General features: G+C 77.4%; 11 protein-coding genes. 5 read left to right on the forward strand and 6 right to left on the reverse strand.

From position 1 onward, the window contains the following. The first annotated feature begins 8 nt into the window (after positions 1–8). Positions 9–1,520 (forward strand): L-arabinose isomerase, encoded by a 1,512-nt coding sequence (gene araA, locus ACI78V_RS01715; protein ID WP_456848295.1) that lies wholly within the window; start codon positions 9–11, stop codon positions 1,518–1,520. Between the two features lie 81 nt (positions 1,521–1,601). Here araA and ACI78V_RS01720 read toward each other — a convergent pair whose 3' ends face one another. Continuing rightward, the gene (locus ACI78V_RS01720) at positions 1,602–3,035 is read right to left on the reverse strand and encodes a M20/M25/M40 family metallo-hydrolase (protein ID WP_456848297.1); all 1,434 of its coding nucleotides are present in this window, start codon (positions 3,033–3,035) and stop codon (positions 1,602–1,604) included. 295 nt (positions 3,036–3,330) lie between these two features. Continuing rightward, complete coding sequence (locus ACI78V_RS01725) at positions 3,331–4,569, reverse strand: arginine deiminase (RefSeq protein ID WP_456848299.1); 1,239 nt, start codon at positions 4,567–4,569, stop codon at positions 3,331–3,333. Between the two features lie 55 nt (positions 4,570–4,624). On the opposite strand from ACI78V_RS01725, the gene ACI78V_RS01730 reads away from it, so the two are divergent. Continuing rightward, positions 4,625–5,248, forward strand: coding sequence for a hypothetical protein (locus ACI78V_RS01730; RefSeq protein ID WP_456848300.1), 624 nt, complete (start codon positions 4,625–4,627; stop codon positions 5,246–5,248). Between the two features lie 75 nt (positions 5,249–5,323). Here the strand turns inward: ACI78V_RS01730 and ACI78V_RS01735 are convergent, their stop codons facing one another. Further along, on the reverse strand, positions 5,324–8,719 hold the full coding sequence (locus ACI78V_RS01735) for a BTAD domain-containing putative transcriptional regulator (RefSeq protein ID WP_456848301.1): 3,396 nt from the start codon (positions 8,717–8,719) through the stop codon (positions 5,324–5,326). 174 nt (positions 8,720–8,893) lie between these two features. Here ACI78V_RS01735 and ACI78V_RS01740 point away from each other — a divergent pair, with 174 nt between their 5' ends. Further along, positions 8,894–10,345 (forward strand): FAD-binding oxidoreductase, encoded by a 1,452-nt coding sequence (locus tag ACI78V_RS01740; protein ID WP_456848303.1) that lies wholly within the window; start codon positions 8,894–8,896, stop codon positions 10,343–10,345. Between the two features lie 195 nt (positions 10,346–10,540). Here the strand turns inward: ACI78V_RS01740 and ACI78V_RS01745 are convergent, their stop codons facing one another. Then, positions 10,541–12,247 carry an FAD-binding oxidoreductase gene (locus ACI78V_RS01745; protein ID WP_456848305.1) on the reverse strand — a complete coding sequence of 569 codons (1,707 nt, stop codon included), beginning with the start codon at positions 12,245–12,247 and terminating at the stop codon, positions 10,541–10,543. 16 nt (positions 12,248–12,263) lie between these two features. Here ACI78V_RS01745 and ACI78V_RS01750 point away from each other — a divergent pair, with 16 nt between their 5' ends. Continuing rightward, a complete protein-coding gene (locus tag ACI78V_RS01750; RefSeq protein ID WP_456848307.1) occupies positions 12,264–13,796 on the forward strand; it encodes a glycerol-3-phosphate dehydrogenase/oxidase in 1,533 nt (510 codons plus the stop codon). Between the two features lie 69 nt (positions 13,797–13,865). Here the strand turns inward: ACI78V_RS01750 and ACI78V_RS01755 are convergent, their stop codons facing one another. Together ACI78V_RS01755 and ACI78V_RS01760 are read right to left on the reverse strand one after the other, a co-directional pair. Next, positions 13,866–14,957 (reverse strand): FUSC family protein, encoded by a 1,092-nt coding sequence (locus ACI78V_RS01755; RefSeq protein ID WP_456848309.1) that lies wholly within the window; start codon positions 14,955–14,957, stop codon positions 13,866–13,868. A 64-nt stretch (positions 14,958–15,021) separates the two neighbouring features. Next, positions 15,022–16,110 (reverse strand): aromatic acid exporter family protein, encoded by a 1,089-nt coding sequence (locus tag ACI78V_RS01760; protein WP_456848311.1) that lies wholly within the window; start codon positions 16,108–16,110, stop codon positions 15,022–15,024. Positions 16,111–16,208: 98 nt separating this feature from the next. Here ACI78V_RS01760 and ACI78V_RS01765 point away from each other — a divergent pair, with 98 nt between their 5' ends. After that, a complete protein-coding gene (locus ACI78V_RS01765; RefSeq protein WP_456848313.1) occupies positions 16,209–17,003 on the forward strand; it encodes a methyltransferase domain-containing protein in 795 nt (264 codons plus the stop codon). Positions 17,004–17,043: the final 40 nt, after the last annotated feature.

Consider the following 17,043-nt stretch of genomic DNA (forward strand, 5'->3'; position numbering starts at 1 on the left):
AAGGCTTGATGCGCACGGACCCGTTCGCCGGGCAGGAGCTGTGGTTCCTGACGGGCAGCCAGGGGCTCTACGGCGAGGAGACGCTCCAGCAGGTCGCCGAGCAGTCCCAGCGCGTCGCCGCCGCGCTCGACGAGGCCGGTGAGGTCCCGATCCGGGTGGTGTGGAAGCCGGTCCTCACCGACGCCGGCGCGATCCGGCGGGCGATGGGCGAGGCGAACGAGGACCCCGCCTGCGTCGGCGTCATCACCTGGATGCACACCTTCTCCCCGGCGAAGATGTGGATCTCGGGCCTGGACGCGCTGCGCAAGCCGCTGCTGCACCTGCACACCCAGGCCGACGCCGCCCTGCCGTGGGCGACGATCGACATGGACTTCATGAACCTCAACCAGGCCGCCCACGGCGACCGCGAGTACGGGTTCATCCTCACCCGGCTGCGGATGCCGCGGACGACGGTGGCCGGGCACGTCTCCGACCCGCGGGTGCGGGCGCGGGTCGGCTCGTGGGCCCGGGCCGCGGCGGCTGCGGCGGCGGTGCGCTCCCTCAAGCTGGCCCGCTTCGGCGACAACATGCGCAACGTCGCGGTCACCGAGGGTGACAAGATCGAGGCGGAGATCCGGTTCGGCGCCTCGGTGAACACCTGGGGCGTCAACGACCTGGTGTCCGTGGTGGAGGCCGTGGAGGAGAAGGCCGTCGACGCGCTGGTGCAGGAGTACGGCGACCTCTACGAGTTCGCGGACGACGCCCGCCCGGGCGGCCCGACGCACGAGGCGGTGCGCTACCAGGCCCGGATCGAGGCCGCGCTGCGCAGCTTCCTCGAGGACGGCGGGTTCGGGGCGTTCACCACGAACTTCGAGGACCTCGGCGGGCTGCGCCAGCTCCCCGGCCTCGCCGTCCAGCGGCTCATGGCCGACGGCTACGGCTTCGGCGGCGAGGGCGACTGGAAGACCTCGGTCCTCCTGCACACCCTCAAGGTCGCGGCGCACGGGCTGCCCGGCGGGACCTCCTTCATGGAGGACTACACCTACCACCTGGCCACCGACACCCCGCAGATCCTCGGCGCGCACATGCTCGAGGTCTGCCCCACCATCGCCGGGGACCGGCCCCGGGTGGAGGTGCACCCGCTGGCCATCGGCGGTCGCGAGGACCCCGCGCGGCTGGTGTTCACCGCGGCGCCGGGCGAGGGCGTCGTCGTGGGCTGGTGCGACCTGGGCGACCGGTTCCGCTGGGTGGCCAACGAGGTCGACGTCGTCGAGCCCGCCGAGCCGCTGCCGAACCTGCCGGTCGCCCGCGCCGTGTGGCAGCCGCGACCGGACTTCGCGACGGCGACCGAGGGCTGGCTGACCGCCGGCGGCCCGCACCACACCGTGCTGTCGACGGCGATCGGCGCCGACGAGCTCACCGACCTCGCCGAGGTGTTCTCGACCGAGCTGGTGCTCATCGACGCCGAGACCACGCGCCGGTCGCTGGCGAAGGAGCTGCGCTGGAGCGCCGCCTACCACCGCCTCGCCCAGGGTCTCTAGGAGGACCCCTGCTCCCCGCCGGTCGCCGGGTCGCGGTGCGACCCTGCAGGCGCCGGCGGGGAGTGACGGCGTGGGGGGGCGTCACAGGTGGCGGAGGAGGTACCGGTAGAAGCCGGCCCTCCGGTGCAGTGCCGCGACGGTGATGCGCTCGTCGGCCGCGTGCAGCGTGGCCAGCTGGTCCCGCGTCAGGTCGAAGGGCATGAACCGGTACACGCTGTCGCACACCTGGCTGAAGTGCCGCGCGTCGCTGGCCTGCACCATCACGTACGGCGCCACGGCCGCGTCGGGGTAGACCGACCGGATGGCGGCGCCCACCAGGGCGAAGGCCTCGTTGTCGGCCCGCGAGACCGGCGACGGGTCGGTGCCCGCGACCACCCGGAGCTCGACGCGGGGGTCGTCGATGACCCGGCGCAGCCGCTCGACGGTCGAGGCGACGGTCTCGCCGAGCGCGATCCGGATGTCGGCGTGCGCGCTCGCCCGGGTGGCGAGCACGTTGGCCGCCCGGCTGCCCTCGAGCCGGGTGATCGCCACGGTGGTGCGGACCAGCGCGTCGGCCTCCCGGCCGGCTCGCGACAGCAGCGCCGCCAACGCGGGCCGCAGGTACTCGGCGTGGGCGAAGACCGCCCGGTAGCCGATCGGTGAGTGCCGGCCCAGCGCGTCCACCATCCCCAGGACGACGTCGTGCAGGCGGGCCGGGAAGGGGTGCTCCTCGATCCGCAGGATGGCGCGCGCCAGGCGGGCCGGGGCACCGCCGCGGCCGGGGGCGGAGGCGTGCCCGCCCGGGTCGGTCGTGACCAGCTCGACGTCCAGCAGGCCCTTCTCGGCCAGGCCGACGACCGCCGTCGGGCCCGGGACGCCGGGGAAGACGCCCCGCACCACGGCGCCGCCCTCGTCGAGGACCGCCCACGGGCGGATGCCGCGCGCGGTGAGGGTCTCGACCGCGAGCTGCGCGCCGACGCCGAACACCTCCTCGTCGTTGCCGAACGAGAGGTGGACGTCGCGTGCCGGGGTGAAGCCGGCGGCGACCAGGGACTCGACCGCCTCGAGGACCGCGACCAGGGCGCCCTTGTCGTCGATCACGCCGCGCCCGTGCACGACGCCGTCCTCGACCAGCCCGGAGAAGGGGTCCCGCGACCAGTCCTGGCCGGCCACCGGCACGACGTCGTAGTGGGCCATCAGCACCAGCGGCGGCCGATCGGTGCCGCTGCGCCACCGGTAGAGCAGGGCGCCGTCGCCCAGGACCTCCCGCTCCAGCGTCGCGGCGGTCCGGGGGTAGAGCTCGGTCAGCCGGTCGCGGAACCGCTCGAACGCCGCGGCGTCCACCTCGCCGGGATCGCGGGAGGAGACCGTCGGGATGCGGACCAGCTCGGCCAGGCGGGCGGCCGCGGCGTCGGCGTCCAGCCCGTCGAGGTCGGCAGGCGGTGCGGTGACCTCGGGTGGGCGGAAGCGGGCGACCCGCCGCGCCGCCGCGGAGACCGCCGCCCCGCACGCCGCGGCGGCGAGCGCGCCCCTCACGCCGGGTCCCCGGGGTCGGTGGTGGCCGGGGCGACCGACCGCAGGTCGGCGGCGTCCGTCGGGTCGGAGGAGGCCGGCCGGGGGGCGACGAGAAGGGCCGCGGCCGGGGTCGTCCGGGGGCCGGCCCCGCCGGTGCCCGTGGTGCGTCCGCGCGCCCGCGCCGTCCCCGTCATCCGTCGTCCCCTCCCGCGGCCCCACCGGCGGTGGTGCGGAGGTCCGGAGCGTAGTGACCGCCCTCCCGCTGCGGCGGCCTCGTGGCCGGGCGGCGTTCCCCTCGGCGGGGTCACGGCGGCCGCTACAGGGGGTCCCGGGCGACGGGGCAGGACATGCACCGCGGGCCGCCGCGGCCGCTCCCCAGCTCCGAGCCGGCGATCCGGACGACCTCGATGCCGGCGGCCTCCAGCGCGGCGTTGGTGACGGTGTTGCGCTCGTAGGCCACGGTCAGCCGCGGCGCGAGCGCGAGGGTGTTGTTGCCGTCGTCCCACTGCTCGCGCTCGGCGGTGACCGGGTCCAGGCCGGTGTCGATCAGGCGCAGCCGGTCGACCCCCATCGCGGCGGCCGCGGCCTCCAGGAAGGGGGCGGGCCCCCGGACGGCGAGGTCGGTGGTGTCGTCGTCGTGCAGGTCGCCCGCCCCGCCCGCCCCGGGGGTGACCGTCCAGGCGACCAGCGAGTCGGCGACCGCCGGGTACATGACGAACGCGTCGACGTCGACCATCGTGGCGATGGTGTCCAGGTGCATGGTGGCCCGCTCCTGGGCGATGGGGACGACGAGCACCGTGTGCGCCAGCCCGCGGGCGAAGACCCGCCGGGCCAGCCGCTCCGCGCCGCCGGGGGTCGTCCGCTCGCCCACGCCGACCGCCACGACCCCCGGTGCCAGGAGCAGCACGTCCCCGCCCTCCAGGTGCTCCAGCGAGGCGTCGTAGAGCTGCTCGGTGCCGGCGAAGCGCGGGTGGTGGGCGTACACGGCGGCGGTGACCGTGCTCTCCCGGTGCCGGGCCGGCATCGCCAGCGAGGTGACGGCGACCTCGTCGCCCACCCACACCGACGAGTCGCGGGTGAACAGCAGGTTGGGCAGCGGCGGGACGACGAAGTCGCCGCGGCCCATCAGCTCGAACGGGAGGCCCCGGCCGCCGGGCAGCTCGTCGTGCGCGAGCCCGGCGATGAGGGCGCCGGCGAGGTCGTCGGGGGAGAGGTCGGCCAGGTGGGCGGCGGTGGTCCGCTTGAGGGTGGCCCCCAGCCGGGGGTCGTCGACGGCGGCGGTGATCAGCTCGGCGCGGGCGGCCGGGACGGTCAGCACCTCGGCCAGCAGCCGGTCCAGGTACAGCACCTCCACCCCGCGTGCGGTCAGCTCGGCGGCGAAGGCGTCGTGCTCCTCCTGGGCCCGCCGCACCCACGGGACGCCGTCGAAGAGCAGCTGGTCGTTGTTGCGCGGCGTCAGCCGGCGCAGCTCGGCGCCCGGGCGGTGCAGCAGCACGGTCCGCAACGGCCCGACCTCGCTGGTCGCGCCGGGGACGGCGGTCTCGACGGCGGTCATGGGGGCGAGGCTGGCACAGGGAGCGCCCCTCCCGCCGGACGGGCATCCTCGGACGGTGCCCCGGCTCCGGTTCGACGGCTGGATCCTCGGCGTCGGGACGGCGTCGGGTACCCGCCTCGTCGTCGGGCACTGGCCGCGCTCCCCGCTCGGGCCGCTCTCCGACGTCATGGTGCAGCGGGACGACGGCGCCCGGGTGCTGCTCGCCCCGTCGTCGGAGGCCGGCGCGTTCATCGCGGGCACCTACACCTTCGACGAGGTGCAGGTGACCCCGGTGGCGGTGCACCGGCCGGACGCCCGGACCTGGACGGTCGCGGCCGGCCCCCTCCGGCTGCGGGCCGTCACGGGACGCCGGTCCGCGCTCGGGTGGCTGCTGCGCGCCGTCCCCCCGCCGCTGGCCCGCACGCCGGCCTGGGTGGGCGTGCTCGACCGGCCGGCGCGGGTGCTGACCGGGCTGCGCACCACCGGGTCGGCCGGCGACGGGCGCACGGAGTGGTACGGCGTCCAGGACCTGCACGCGGTGACGGCGGTCGACGCCTCGTGGGACGGCGTCCGCCTGGGTGCGCTGGCCCCGGTGCGCCCGCCGGTCACGTTCGGGTTCGGCTCGGTGCCGCCGGAGCCGAGCCTCGCCCGGGTGACGACGACGGTCCAGCTGGCGGACGGCGACGACCAGGTGACCTGACCGTCCCGGGCCCGGCCCCACCGCTGGTCGTGAGGTCGGGTCCCCGTGGTCGGGTCCCCTGGTCCTCGGGGGCGCTCAGGCCGACCGGGGGGCCGGGCGCTTCCGGCGGGGGCGGGTGGCCGTCTGCTCGGGCACCCGAGCGAGGTGCGAGTCGGCCAGCGCCACCTGGTGCGGCGACCCGACCGCGACGCCCTGCCGGCGGGCCGCGCGCCACCACTCGCGCGCGGCGACCGTGTCCCCGGTGCGCTCGGCGATCCGGCCCAGCAGCTCGTCGTAGGCGCCCAGGCTGAACGACGGCGTCCCGAGCACCGCCTGTCGCCCGCGGAACGGGAGCAGCTGGACGGTGGCCGTCTCGATCTCGGGCTCGTCGCCGATCTGCAGCGCCACCTCGGCCTCCAGCAGCGTGCCGACGTCGCTGGCCCAGTCCCGGACGTGCGTGCGCCCCCACCGCCTGCGCAGCCGCCGCGCCTCGGTGAGGTCCCCGGACTCCGCGGCGGCCAGCACCGCCATCAGCTGCAGCAGGGGGTTGCCCTCGTCGCCGGTGCGCATCAGCACGTCGATCGCCTCGGGCAGCCGGTGGTCGCCGCGCCGGAGGGTGAACTGGTGGGCGGCGTAGGCGTGCATGGCGTGCGGGGTGACCTTGCGGTACAGCTCGTAGGCCTCGGTGGTGAGCTCCTCGGCGCGAGCCGCGTCCCCGCGCAGCCAGGCGGCGCCTGCCTGCTGCCAGAGCACGTGCGGCCGCACCTCGGGCCCGGACAGCGAGATGGACAGCCGGCGTCCGGCGTCCATGTCGGCCTCGAACCCGCGCAGGTCGGCCAGGTGCAGCCGGATCGCCGCGCGGTGCAGCCGCGCGTAGAACTCGGTGCGCCGCGGCAGGCCGCGTCCGGCCAGCGCCAGGGCCTCGTCGGTGGCCGCCAGCCGCAGCTCGGCGGCGCCCGGGCGCCCCCACACGGCGAGGGAGTGGTTGTTCAGCGTGCGGCCCAGCAGCTCGGGGTCGCCCACCTCGCGGGCCAGCGCGACGGCGCGCTCGGCGTGGCGGGGGCCGCGCTGGAGGTCCTCGCTGAAGGCCAGCTCGACGCCGAGCGTGCCCAGCAGCCGGGCGGTGAGCCGGTCGCGCTCCTCGGCCGAGGCGTCCGGCGCGATCTCGTCGGCGTGCTCGAGCAGCTCCTCCAGGAGGGTGACCATCTCGTGGTCGACGACGCCGTGCGGCCGCCAGTTCCACAGCGTCGGCGAGCCCCACACGGCCGCGGACTCCAGGAGGCAGCGGCGGTCACCGAGCTCCCGGGCCACCGCGATCGCCTCGGCGACGACCTCGCGGGCCTCGGTGCGCTCGCCGCTGCGCAGGAGGTCGTTGCCGAGCGCGGTGAGCAGGTCGTGACGGGTGCGGGCGGCGCCGGGTCCGGCCGGGTCGAGCAGCGACAGGGCCCGCCGCACGTGCGCGGCGGCCTCGCCGTGCGCCAGCCGCTCCCGGGCCGCCTGCGCGGCGGCGGTCGAGTAGCGCAGCGCCGGCCCCGGACCGGCCAGCGGCACCGCCTCGACGAAGTGGTGGGCCAGCCGCTCGACCAGCGCGTCGTCGGCCCGGCCGCCGGTGGTGCGCCGCTCCAGCGCGGCGGCCACCCGGGCGTGCAGGCGGGCCCGGCGCAGCCGCGGCAGGTCCGCGTACAGCACCTCCTGCACGAGGGCGTGGGTGAACCGCCAGCTCCAGGGCCGGCTGCCCTCGACGACCAGCCCGGAGGCCGTCGCCGAGTCCAGCGCCGCCAGCGCCTCCTCGGCCGGGGTGCCGGAGGCCTCCAGCAGGTCCAGCCCCACCTCGCGCCCGGCCACGGCGGCGAGCTCGAGCACCTCCCGGGTGCCGGCCGGCAGCCGCTCCAGCCGGTGGCGCAGCACCTCACCGATCGACGGCGGCACCGGCACACGGTCCAGGTGCAGGTCGTGGGCACCCATCATCCAGCGGGCGAGCTCGACGACGAAGAACGGGTTGCCGGCGGTGCGGTCGTGCACGGCGCCGGCCAGCGACCGCCCGCCCACCGCACCCAGCTGGCCGGCCATCAGCAACCCGACGTCCTCGGTGTCCAGCCCCGACAGCAGGATCCGGCTGGCCGCCGGCTCCCGGTTGAGCCGGGCCAGGCAGTCGACCACCGCCGGCGGGAGGTCCTCGCCGACCGAGCGGACGGTGACGATCAGCATCAGCGGCACCCGCGGCAGGTGACGGGCCAGCAGGCCCAGCAGCTGCACCGACGTCGTGTCCGCGCCCTGCAGGTCGTCGAGGACGACGAGCACGGGGCGGCCGGCCGCGGCGGCGAGGCGGGCCCGCAGGTCCTGGAACAGCCCGAAGCGGGCCGCGTCGGCGTCGGCACCGGCGTCGTCGGGCAGTGGGGTCAGCGGCTCCTGGCCGAGCTGCTCGAGCACCTGCGTCCACGGCCACAGCGCCGGGGCGCCCGCGTCGTCGGCGCAGCGGCTCCACGCCACCGACCACCCGGCCGCCCGCCCGGCGTCGGCCGCGGCCTCGGCCAGCCGGGTCTTGCCGATGCCGGCCTCCCCGCCGAGGACCACGATGCCGGGTCGCCCCGCCGCCGCCTGCTCGGAGACCGCCCGCAGGTGGGCCAGCTCCGCCGTCCGGCCGACGAGGGCCTCGCTGCCCGGGGCCACCGGCGGCACGGGGGCCGGCGGCGGGACGACCGACAGCACCGGGCGGGGCAGCCGGTCGGTGAGCTTCGGGTCCTGCCGGAGCACCGCCCGCTCCAGGTCGCGCAGCTCCGGTCCCGGGTCGATGCCCAGCTCGTCGCGGAGCAGCCCGGTGCACCGGCGCAGCGCGTCGAGCGCGTCGGCCTGCCGGTCCGCGGCGTAGAGGGAGGTGACCAGCCGGGCCCACAGCCGCTCGCGCAACGGGTGCTCGGCGACGAGGTGCTGCAGGTCGGTGACGGCGGAGTCGGCGCGGCCCATCGCCAGCAGCGCGTCGCCGCGACGCTCGCGGGCCCGCACGTGCAGCTCGGTCAGCCGCAGCCGGTCGGTGGCCGCGGCCGGCTGGTCGCCCAGCTCCGCCAGGGGCTGGCCCCGCCACAGCTGGAGGGCCTGGTCCAGCAGGGCCACGCCGCGTGCGGGGTCGCCGCCGTCCACCGCCCGGTCGCCCTCGTCGACGAGCTGGGCGAAGCGCAGGCTGTCCAGACCGGCGGCGTCGACCTGCAGCAGGTACCCCGGTGGGCGGGTGAGCAGCACCGTCGGGGCCTCACGCGGGCCGCGGTCGGGTTCGAGCACCCGCCGCAGGTGGGAGACGTAGGCCTGCAGGGTGCCCGTGACGGTGGGCGGGGGGTCGTCCCCCCACAGCGTCGCGACGATGCGGTCGACGGCCACCGCGCGACCGGGCTCGGCCAGCAGCAGCGTCAGCAGCGCCCTCGGCTTGGCGCCACCCACGTCCAGCGGCCGACCGTCGGGACCCGTGACCTCGAGCGGCCCGAGGACGCGGTAGCGCACGGGGCGGGATCCTCCCAGGTCCCAGCCGGGAGCGGGACCCCTCCGGCCGCGCGCAGCGGTGCAAGTCGCCACCCAAGCCGGCTGCAAGTGCCCGGCAAGTCCGCGCCGCGAGGGTCGGGCCCGTCAGATCCCGACCCGCGGCACCGCCGCCACCGCCCTCCGAGGAACCCCGCCATGAGCGTCACCGAGGCCCGCCCCGCGACCGTCCCCGCACCGCGCCCCGCCACCGACCCGCTGCTGCCGGCCGCCGTCCCGGCTGCCGACGTCGACGCGCTGCGCAGCCGCGTCCACGGCCCCGTCTACGCCGCCGGAGACGAGGGCATCGCCGCCGAGGTCGCCGCCTGGAACCTCGCCGTGCGGCACACCCCGGCGGTCGCGGTGGGGGCCACCTGCGCCGCCGACGTCGCCGCCGCCGTCTCCTGGGCGGCCGCGCACCACCTGCCGGTCGCCGTCCAGGCCACCGGGCACGGGCCGGTGCGCAACGCCGCCGGCACCGTGTTCGTCTCCACCCGACGCATGCAGGGCGTCACCGTCGACCCGGTCCGCCGCACCGCCCGGGTGGAGGCGGGCGTGAAGTGGGAGAGGGTCCTGGCCGCCGCGGCCGAGCACGGGCTGACCGGCCTGTGCGGCTCGTCGTCCGACGTCGGGGTGGTCGGCTACACCCTCGGCGGCGGGATGGGGTCGCTCGGCCGCAGGTACGGCTTCGCCGCCGACACCGTGGTCTCCTTCGACATCGTCACCGCCGACGGCACGCTGCGCACCGTCTGCGCCGAGACCGAGCCCGAGCTGTTCTGGGCCGTGCGCGGCGGCAAGGGCAACTTCGGCATCGTGACCTCGCTGGAGTTCGAGCTGGTGCCCGTGAGCTCCCTCGTCGGCGGGGGCATCTTCTTCGCCGCCGAGGACGCCGCCGCCGTCCTGCACGCCTTCCGCACCTGGGCGCCGACGCTGCCCGAGGAGGTCGGCACCTCGATCGCCGTCCTGCGGCTGCCGCCGCTGCCGGACCTGCCCGAGCCGCTGCGCGGGCAGACCGTCGTCCACCTGCGCTACGCCTACTGCGGCGACGACCCCGCCGAGGGGGAGCGGCTGGTGGAGCCGATGAAGGCGGCCGGCCGGATCGTGCTCGGCTTCATCGGCCCGCTGCTGACCACCGAGATGGACGCCGTCCACATGGACCCGGAGGACCCCATGCCCGGGTGGGAGAAGGGCATGCTGCTGGCCGAGCTCACCGAGGAGACCGTCGACGCGTTCCTCGCCGCCGCCGGCCCCCGGGTCGAGGTGCCGCTGGTCATGGCCGAGCTCCGGCTGCTGGGGGGTGCCCTGGCCCGCCAGCCGCGATCACCCAACGCCGTGGCCGGCCGCGACGCCGCCTGGTCGGTCATGGTCCTCGGCCCGGCGGTGCCCGAGCTGGCCGACGTCCTGCCGCACGTCGGCCGGGGGGTGCTCGCCGCGCTGCGGCCCTGGGCGGCGCCCGGGTGCATGGTCAACTTCCTGGGCGACGTCGCCGGCCCCGCCGAGGTGGCCGCGGCCTACCCGCCGGCGGTGGCCGAGCGGCTGCTCGCCCTCAAGCAGGAGGTCGACCCCGCGGGCGTCTTCAGCTCCGGGCACGCGCTCGACCCCCGTGGCTGACGAGGACGACGACGAGCGGCGGCGGGACCAGGACTCCTGGCCCCGCCGCCTCCCCAGGCACCTCCGCCGCCGCCGGCCGCCCGTGCCCGGGTGGGACGGCCACCCCGTCCACGCTCCCGCCGACGGCGGCGAGCCGGCCGGTGAGGAGCCCGCCGGCCGCCCCTGACGGCGCCGTCCCCGGAACGGCGGCCTCCCTCAGTCGGGCAGGAGGACGCCGGGGTTGCACACGCCCCGCGGGTCCAGCCGCTGCTTGACCGCCCGCAACACGTCGACGCCGAGCGGGCCGATCTCGCGCTCCAGCCACGGGCGGTGGTCGGCCCCGACCGCGTGGTGGTGGGTAAGGGTGCCACCGGCGGTCACCAGCGCGTCGGTCGCGGCCCGCTTGGCCACCAGCCACTGCTGGATCGGCAGGTCGTCGTCGCGGTCGGCGAGCACGGTGACGTACAGCGAGGCGCCGGTGGGGTAGCCGTGCGAGACGTGGCTGAGCACCAGCGGCGTCCGGCCCCGGCGGCCCAGCGACTCGCGCAGGGCCCCCCGGACGGCGTCGTAGACCCCGGGCAGCGCCGTCCAGGTGGCCGCGGTCTCCAGCGTCTCGACCAGCAGGCCGGCGTCCATCAGCGAGTCGCGCAGGTAGGGCGCGCCGAACCGGTGCCTGCGCCAGGACTCCCCGACCCGCCGGCCCACGCGGATCGCCCCGCCGTCGCGCAGCACCGACGCCGCGGCCCGCCGGCGCGCCCGCGCCAGCTGCGGCGGGCCCTCCCAGCCGACCACGAGCAGGCAGCCCTCGCCGTGCCGCCGGGCGCGCAGCGAGCCGCGCAGGGTCCGCGCGCCGGCACCGCCGCTCATGAGCAGGGTGGCGCGGGTCTCGTCGGGGTCGGACAGCCGGACGACGTCGGGGAGCAGGTCGTGCCGCGCCAGCCGCTGGAGCCCGGCCAGCCCCGCCGCCCAGGACCGGAACGACCAGCCCTCGTACGACCCGGCGCGCGTCCGGGGCCGCACCCGCAGCCGCAGCTCGGTGATGACGCCCAGCGCCCCCTCCGAGCCCAGCGCCAGGCCCAGCAGGTCCGGTCCCGCGGCCGACGCCGGCGGACGTCCCAGCTCCAGCACCCCCGTCGGCGTGGCCAGTGTCAGCCCGGCCACGAGGTCGTCGAACCGGCCCAGGCCCGTGGAGGCCTGCCCTGCCGAGCGGGTGGCCGCGTACCCGCCGAGGGAGGCGAACTCCCAGCTCTGCGGGAAGTGGCCGAGGGTGAGCCCGTGCGTGCCGAGGTGCTCCTCCAGCGCCGGCCCGCGCATACCGGGGCCCACGGTCACCAGGGAGGACGGCACGTCGAGGTCGATCACCCCCGCCATCCGGCCGAGGTCGACCGAGATCGACGGCCGGTCGTCGGCGTCGATGCCCGAGAGCCCGCCGACGACGCTGGTGCCGCCGCCGAAGGGCACCACGACCACGCCCATCTCGCTGCACAGCGCCAGCAGCGCGGCGGTCTCGCCGGTGCTGCCGGGGGTGACGACGGCGTCCGGGGCGTCGGAGGCGTCCCCCTCGCGCCGCCGCAGCAGGTCCAGGTAGCTCTTGCCGCCGGCGTGCCGCAGCCGGCTGTCGCGGTCGGTGCGGACGTGCTCCTCGCCGAGCAGTCCGACCAGGCGCAGCCGGCACTCCTCGGCCAGCCGGGACGGCGCCAGCCGGATCTCCCGGACGGCGACCGGCGGCGTGGGCCGCGGTGTCCAGCCGAGCTCCCTCGCCAGGTGCTTGCGCGCCGCCTTGGGCAGCACCTCGGCCAGCGGCGGGAACGGGGCGAGCTCGAGGGTGCCGTCGTCGCCCTCCCCTGCGGCGGCCACCGTCGCGTCGCGGGGGCTGGTGGGGGCACCCCAGCCCTGGATCGTCAGTTCGGGCTGTCCGGGCACGGCTACAGTCTGCCGGGTGCTGCGCGGGGGACCTGCCGACGGCGCCGGTGTGCTCTCCGCCTCACGGCGGGCCACCGACCTCGACGCCGTGGCCGGTGGTTCGGTCGACGTGGTGGTCGTCGGCGGTGGGGTCACCGGCACGGGCGTGGCCCTGGACGCCGCCGCCCGGGGGCTCTCGGTCGCGCTGCTGGAGCGCACCGACCTCGCCGCGGGAACCAGCCGGTGGTCGTCGAAGCTGGTGCACGGCGGCCTGCGCTACCTGGCGCACGGCGAGCTCGCCCTGGCGCGGGAGAGCGCCCGCGAGCGCGCCGTGCTCATGGGGGCGACCGCACCGCACCTGGTGCACCCGCTCGCCTTCCTCGTCCCCGACGTCGCCGGGCGCGGCGTCAGCGCGCTGGCCGGTCTCGGCGGGCGGCTGGGGGACGCCGTCCGGGCGTCGGTGCCCGGTGGCCGCCGCTCGCTGCCCGGCACCTGCCGGGTGGACGCCGCCGAGGTGGCCCGGCTGACCCCGGGGGTCCGCGGGCGGCGGGGCGGACTGGTGTTCTGGGACGGCCGGCTCAGCGACGACGCCCGGCTGGTGGTGGCGCTGGCCCGGACGGCGGCGGAGTGCGGGGCGCGGGTGCTGACCGGCGCGGCGGTCCGGGCCGTCGACGGCGCCGACGTGCACGTGGAGACCGACGACGGCGAGGCGCTGTCGCTGCGCGCCGGTGTGGTCGTCAACGCGACCGGCGTCTGGGCGCAACGGCTGGCACCCGGGGTGCGGCTGGTGCCCTCGCGCGGCTCGCACCTGGTGGTGCCGGCGGCGCGGCTGGGCTCGCCGTCGGCGGCGCTCACGGTGCCGCTGACGGGGTCGCGGTCGCGGTACGTCTTCGCGCTGCCCCAGCCCGGCGGTCTGGTGTACCTGGGCCTGACCGACGAGCCGGTGCCCGGCCCGGTCGGCGACGAGGACCCGGTGCCCGGCGACGCCGAGGTGACCCAGTTGCTGGAGACGGTGAACGAGGTGCTCGCCGAGCCGCTGACCCGCGCCGACGTCGTGGGCGCCTACGCCGGGCTGCGGCCGCTGGTGCTGCCCACGTCGGCCGGCACCGGACCCGGAGACGCGACCGCCGACCTCTCCCGCCGGCACCTGCTGCGGTGGGACGGACCGGTCCTCACCCTGGTGGGTGGCAAGCTCACCACCTACCGCGCGATGGCCGAGCAGGCCGTCGACGCCGTGGTCACGCGGCTGGGCCGCGGTGACCGCCGGTCGTGCACCGCGCGCCTGCCGCTGGTCGGCGCCGCGCCTCGGCGGGCCCTGGAGCGCGTCGAGGCGCCGCGGCGGCTGGTGGCGCGGTACGGCACCGAGGCCCCGGTCGTGGCCGGACTGGGCGACGAGCCCGTGGTGGAGGGGCGGCCCGAGACGGTGGGCGAGCTGCGGTTCGCCGTCCGCGCCGAGGGCGCGCGGACCGTCGCCGACCTGCTGGACCGGCGGGTGCGGATCGGTCTGGTGCCGGCCGACCGCGAGCGCGCGGTCCCGGTGGCCGCGCGGGTGCTCGCCGAGGAGCTGTAGCAGGGCGGGACCACCGCTCCCGCGCCCCGTCGCGTCGTCCGCCCCGAGCGGAGGGGGACGGCGCCCCCCTCAGGCGACCGGTTGCTGCCGGAGGGGGGCGTCGAGGGCCAGCAGTCCGCGCCGGACGCCGACCGCGACCGCGCCCAGGGCGAAGAAGCCCTCGTCGTCGGAGACCGTCGCGGTGCGCAGCAGGCCGACCAGCCGGTCGAGGGCGGCCGTGGCGGTGGCGATGGCGGCGTCGCGCTGGTCCGGGGTCGTCCCGTCGGAGCCGTGGTGCGGCGTGCGCACGACGGCGGCCAGGCCGTCGAGGGCGTCGGCGAGCACCCAGCCGGTGCCGGCGTCGACGAGGTCGACTCCCCGGCGGTGCGGCTGGAACTCCACCACGAGGGAGGTGAGGTCGTCGACGAGGACGGCGACGCGGTCGACCGCGCGGGACTCGTCGCGGATGCCGGTGGCCCTGCCCCGCCAGCGCCGGGCCCGCGGGTTGGCCCGGCGGGAGCGCTCGACCCGCGCCTCGGCCGCCCGCATGCGGTCGAGTTCCCGGTCCAGCCGCCCGGCGCGGGCGGCCCACTCGGCGGCGTCGGGCACCCGGCCCTCGCGCAGCGTCGCGGCGATGTCGTGGAGGTGCGCGGCGAGGACGGCGCGGGTCCGGCCGATCTGCTGCACGGCGCCGGTCAGCTGCAGCGGCGGGAACAGCACGGTGGTGACCAGCACGCCGATCGCGGCGCCCAGCAGCGTCAGCCCGGCGTAGCGCAGCACGTAGGCGCCGGGGTCGTCGAGACCCACGGTGATCATGAGGACGGCGGCGAAGCTGACCCAGCCGGCCTGCTCCCGCCACAGGCCCCACTGCTCGACGGCGATCGCGAGCGCCACGATGAGCGCGATGGTCAGGGCGTTGGGCACCGCCCGGGTGAGCTCGTAGACCGCGACGGCGAGCCCGAAGCCGGTGAGGATCGCCAGCACGCTGCGCCACGCGGCGCTGGCCGAGTCGGCGATCGTGGGGTGGACGGCGATGACCGCACCGAGAGGGGCGTAGTACGCGTGGTCCGACAGCATCGGCGGCAGCAGGACGGCGACCTGCCAGGCCAGACCCGCGGCGACCGCCGCCCGGACACCCCGCTGGACGGCCGGACGGCGGAGCAGCGCGAGCAGGGTGTCCACGGGCACCCAGGATGACCGCCGCGCCGGTCCCGGCGCCGACGCGGGGACGTGAGTCTGGTCGCAGTCAGGCCGCCCGCTCCTCGCCGTGCAGGGCGTCGAGCACGGTCAGTGCCCGCTCCACCCCGACCGCCACCGCGCTGAGCGGGAGCAACCCGGGGTCCTCGTCGAGGGTGGTGGCCCGCAGCCGGTCGACCAGGGCGGCCAGCGCGTCGTCGGCGACCCGGACCTGGCGGTCGCGCTCGTCGGGCCGGGTCGCGTCCACGGCGTGGTACGGCGTCCGGATGACGCCGGCGACCCCCTCGAGTGCGTCGGCGATCCGCACCGCGGTGCCCAGGTCCGGGCGCTCGCCCCCACGGCGGTGCGGCTCGTACTCGGCCAGCAGGACGGTGACGTCGTCGAGGAGGACGGCGACGCGCTCCAGCGCCCGGGCCTGCTCCTGGATGCGCATCCTCGCGTCCTGCCAGCGGCGGGCCCGCGCGTTGGCCCGCTGCGCCCGCTCGACCGTCCGCGCGGCCTCGCGCATCCGGCCGAGGACGGCGTCGCGGGCGGTGGCCCGCCGCAGCTCCTCCTCCAGCGTCGGGGACCGGCCCGCCCGCAGCTCGGCGGCGGTGGCGGAGAGGTGCTCGGCGAGGAGGGCGCGGGTGGCGTCGACCGCGCGCCGGGCCGGCGTGAGGTTCAGCGGCGGGAACAGGGCGGTGACCAGCACCCCGACGGCCGCCCCGAGCAGCACCAGCCCGGCGTACGCCGCGACGAAGTCGGCCGGGTCCCCGGCGCCGACGGTGAGCATGAAGACGGCGGCCACGCTCACCCAGCTCGCGTTCGAGCCGAGCAGCGACCAGCGTTCCAGGCCGACGGCCAGGGCCACCAGGAGGGCCAGGACGAGGGCCTCCGGCAGCCCGGCCGTCAGCTCGTGGACGGCGACCGCGAGGCCGAGGCCGAGCAGGATGGCCAGCACCGTGCGCCACGAGGCGCTCGCGGCGTCGGCGATGGTGGGGTGGACGGCGATGATGGCGCCGAGCGGCGCGTAGTACGCGTACTCGGCGAGGTCGGACGGCAGCAGGACGGCGACCTGCCACGCCAGCCCGGCCGCGACGGCCGCCCGGACCCCGCGCTGGACCGTCTGGTCGCGGAGCAGTGCGCGCAGGGCAGTCATGGGGACCAGCCTCCCGACGACCACGGCCGGACGACGTCGGTGTCCCATTCTGCGAGAACGCTGTTCCACCCTGTGGGCACGAGGTGCAGGCTGCCGGGGTGGACACCTACACGCACGGGCACGCCGAACCGGTCCTGCAGTCCCACCGCTGGCGGACGGCGGAGAACTCGGCCGGCTACCTCCTCTCGCACCTGCGCCCGGGGCTGGACCTGCTCGACGTCGGCTGCGGTCCGGGCACGATCACCGTCGACCTCGCCGCGCGCGTCGCCCCGGGCCGGGTCCTCGGGCTCGACCTCTCACCCGCGCCGCTCGGGGAGGCCCGGGCGGCGGCCGCCGCGGCGGGCGTCGACGTGACCTTCGCGGTCGGCGACGTCTACGCCGTCGACGCGGCGGACGGGTCCTTCGACGTCGTCCACGCCCACCAGGTGCTGCAGCACCTCACCGACCCGGTCGCCGCGCTGCGGGAGATGGCCCGGGTCTGCCGGCCGGGCGGGGTGGTCGCCGTCCGGGACGTCGACTACGCCGTCACCGCCTGGTACCCGGCCGACCCGGGCCTGGACCGGTGGCTGGCGCTGTACCAGCAGGTGGCCCGGCGCAACGACGCCGAGCCCGACGCCGGGCGCCGGTTGCTGGCCTGGGCGCACGCCGCCGGGCTGCGCGACGTCACGGCCACGACCAGCTCCTGGTGTTTCGCCGCCCCGGCGGAGCGGGAGTGGTGGGGCACCTCGTGGGCCGGGCGCGCGACGGCGTCGGCCTTCGCCGAGCAGGCGGTGGCCTACGGCCTGGCCACGCCGGGCGACCTCCAGGAGATCGCCGCGGCCTGGCTGCGCTGGGCCGCCGCGGACGACGGCTGGCTCGGCATGCTGCACGGCGAGCTGCTCGTCCGCGTCTGACCACCCGGGAGGGGCAGGGACGGGGCCGTCCCTGCCCCTC

The sequence above is a fragment of the Geodermatophilus sp. SYSU D00742 genome, assembly GCF_054049935.1.

Bases quoted from the DNA above. Each gene is read 5' to 3' on its own strand.
- araA (WP_456848295.1), top strand. From the start codon at position 9: ATGCGCACGGACCCGTTCGCCGGGCAGGAGCTGTGGTTCCTGACGGGC.
- ACI78V_RS01725 (WP_456848299.1), bottom strand. From the start codon at position 4,569: ATGACCGCCGTCGAGACCGCCGTCCCCGGCGCGACCAGCGAGGTCGGG.
- ACI78V_RS01740 (WP_456848303.1), top strand. From the start codon at position 8,894: ATGAGCGTCACCGAGGCCCGCCCCGCGACCGTCCCCGCACCGCGCCCC.
- ACI78V_RS01760 (WP_456848311.1), bottom strand. From the start codon at position 16,110: ATGACTGCCCTGCGCGCACTGCTCCGCGACCAGACGGTCCAGCGCGGG.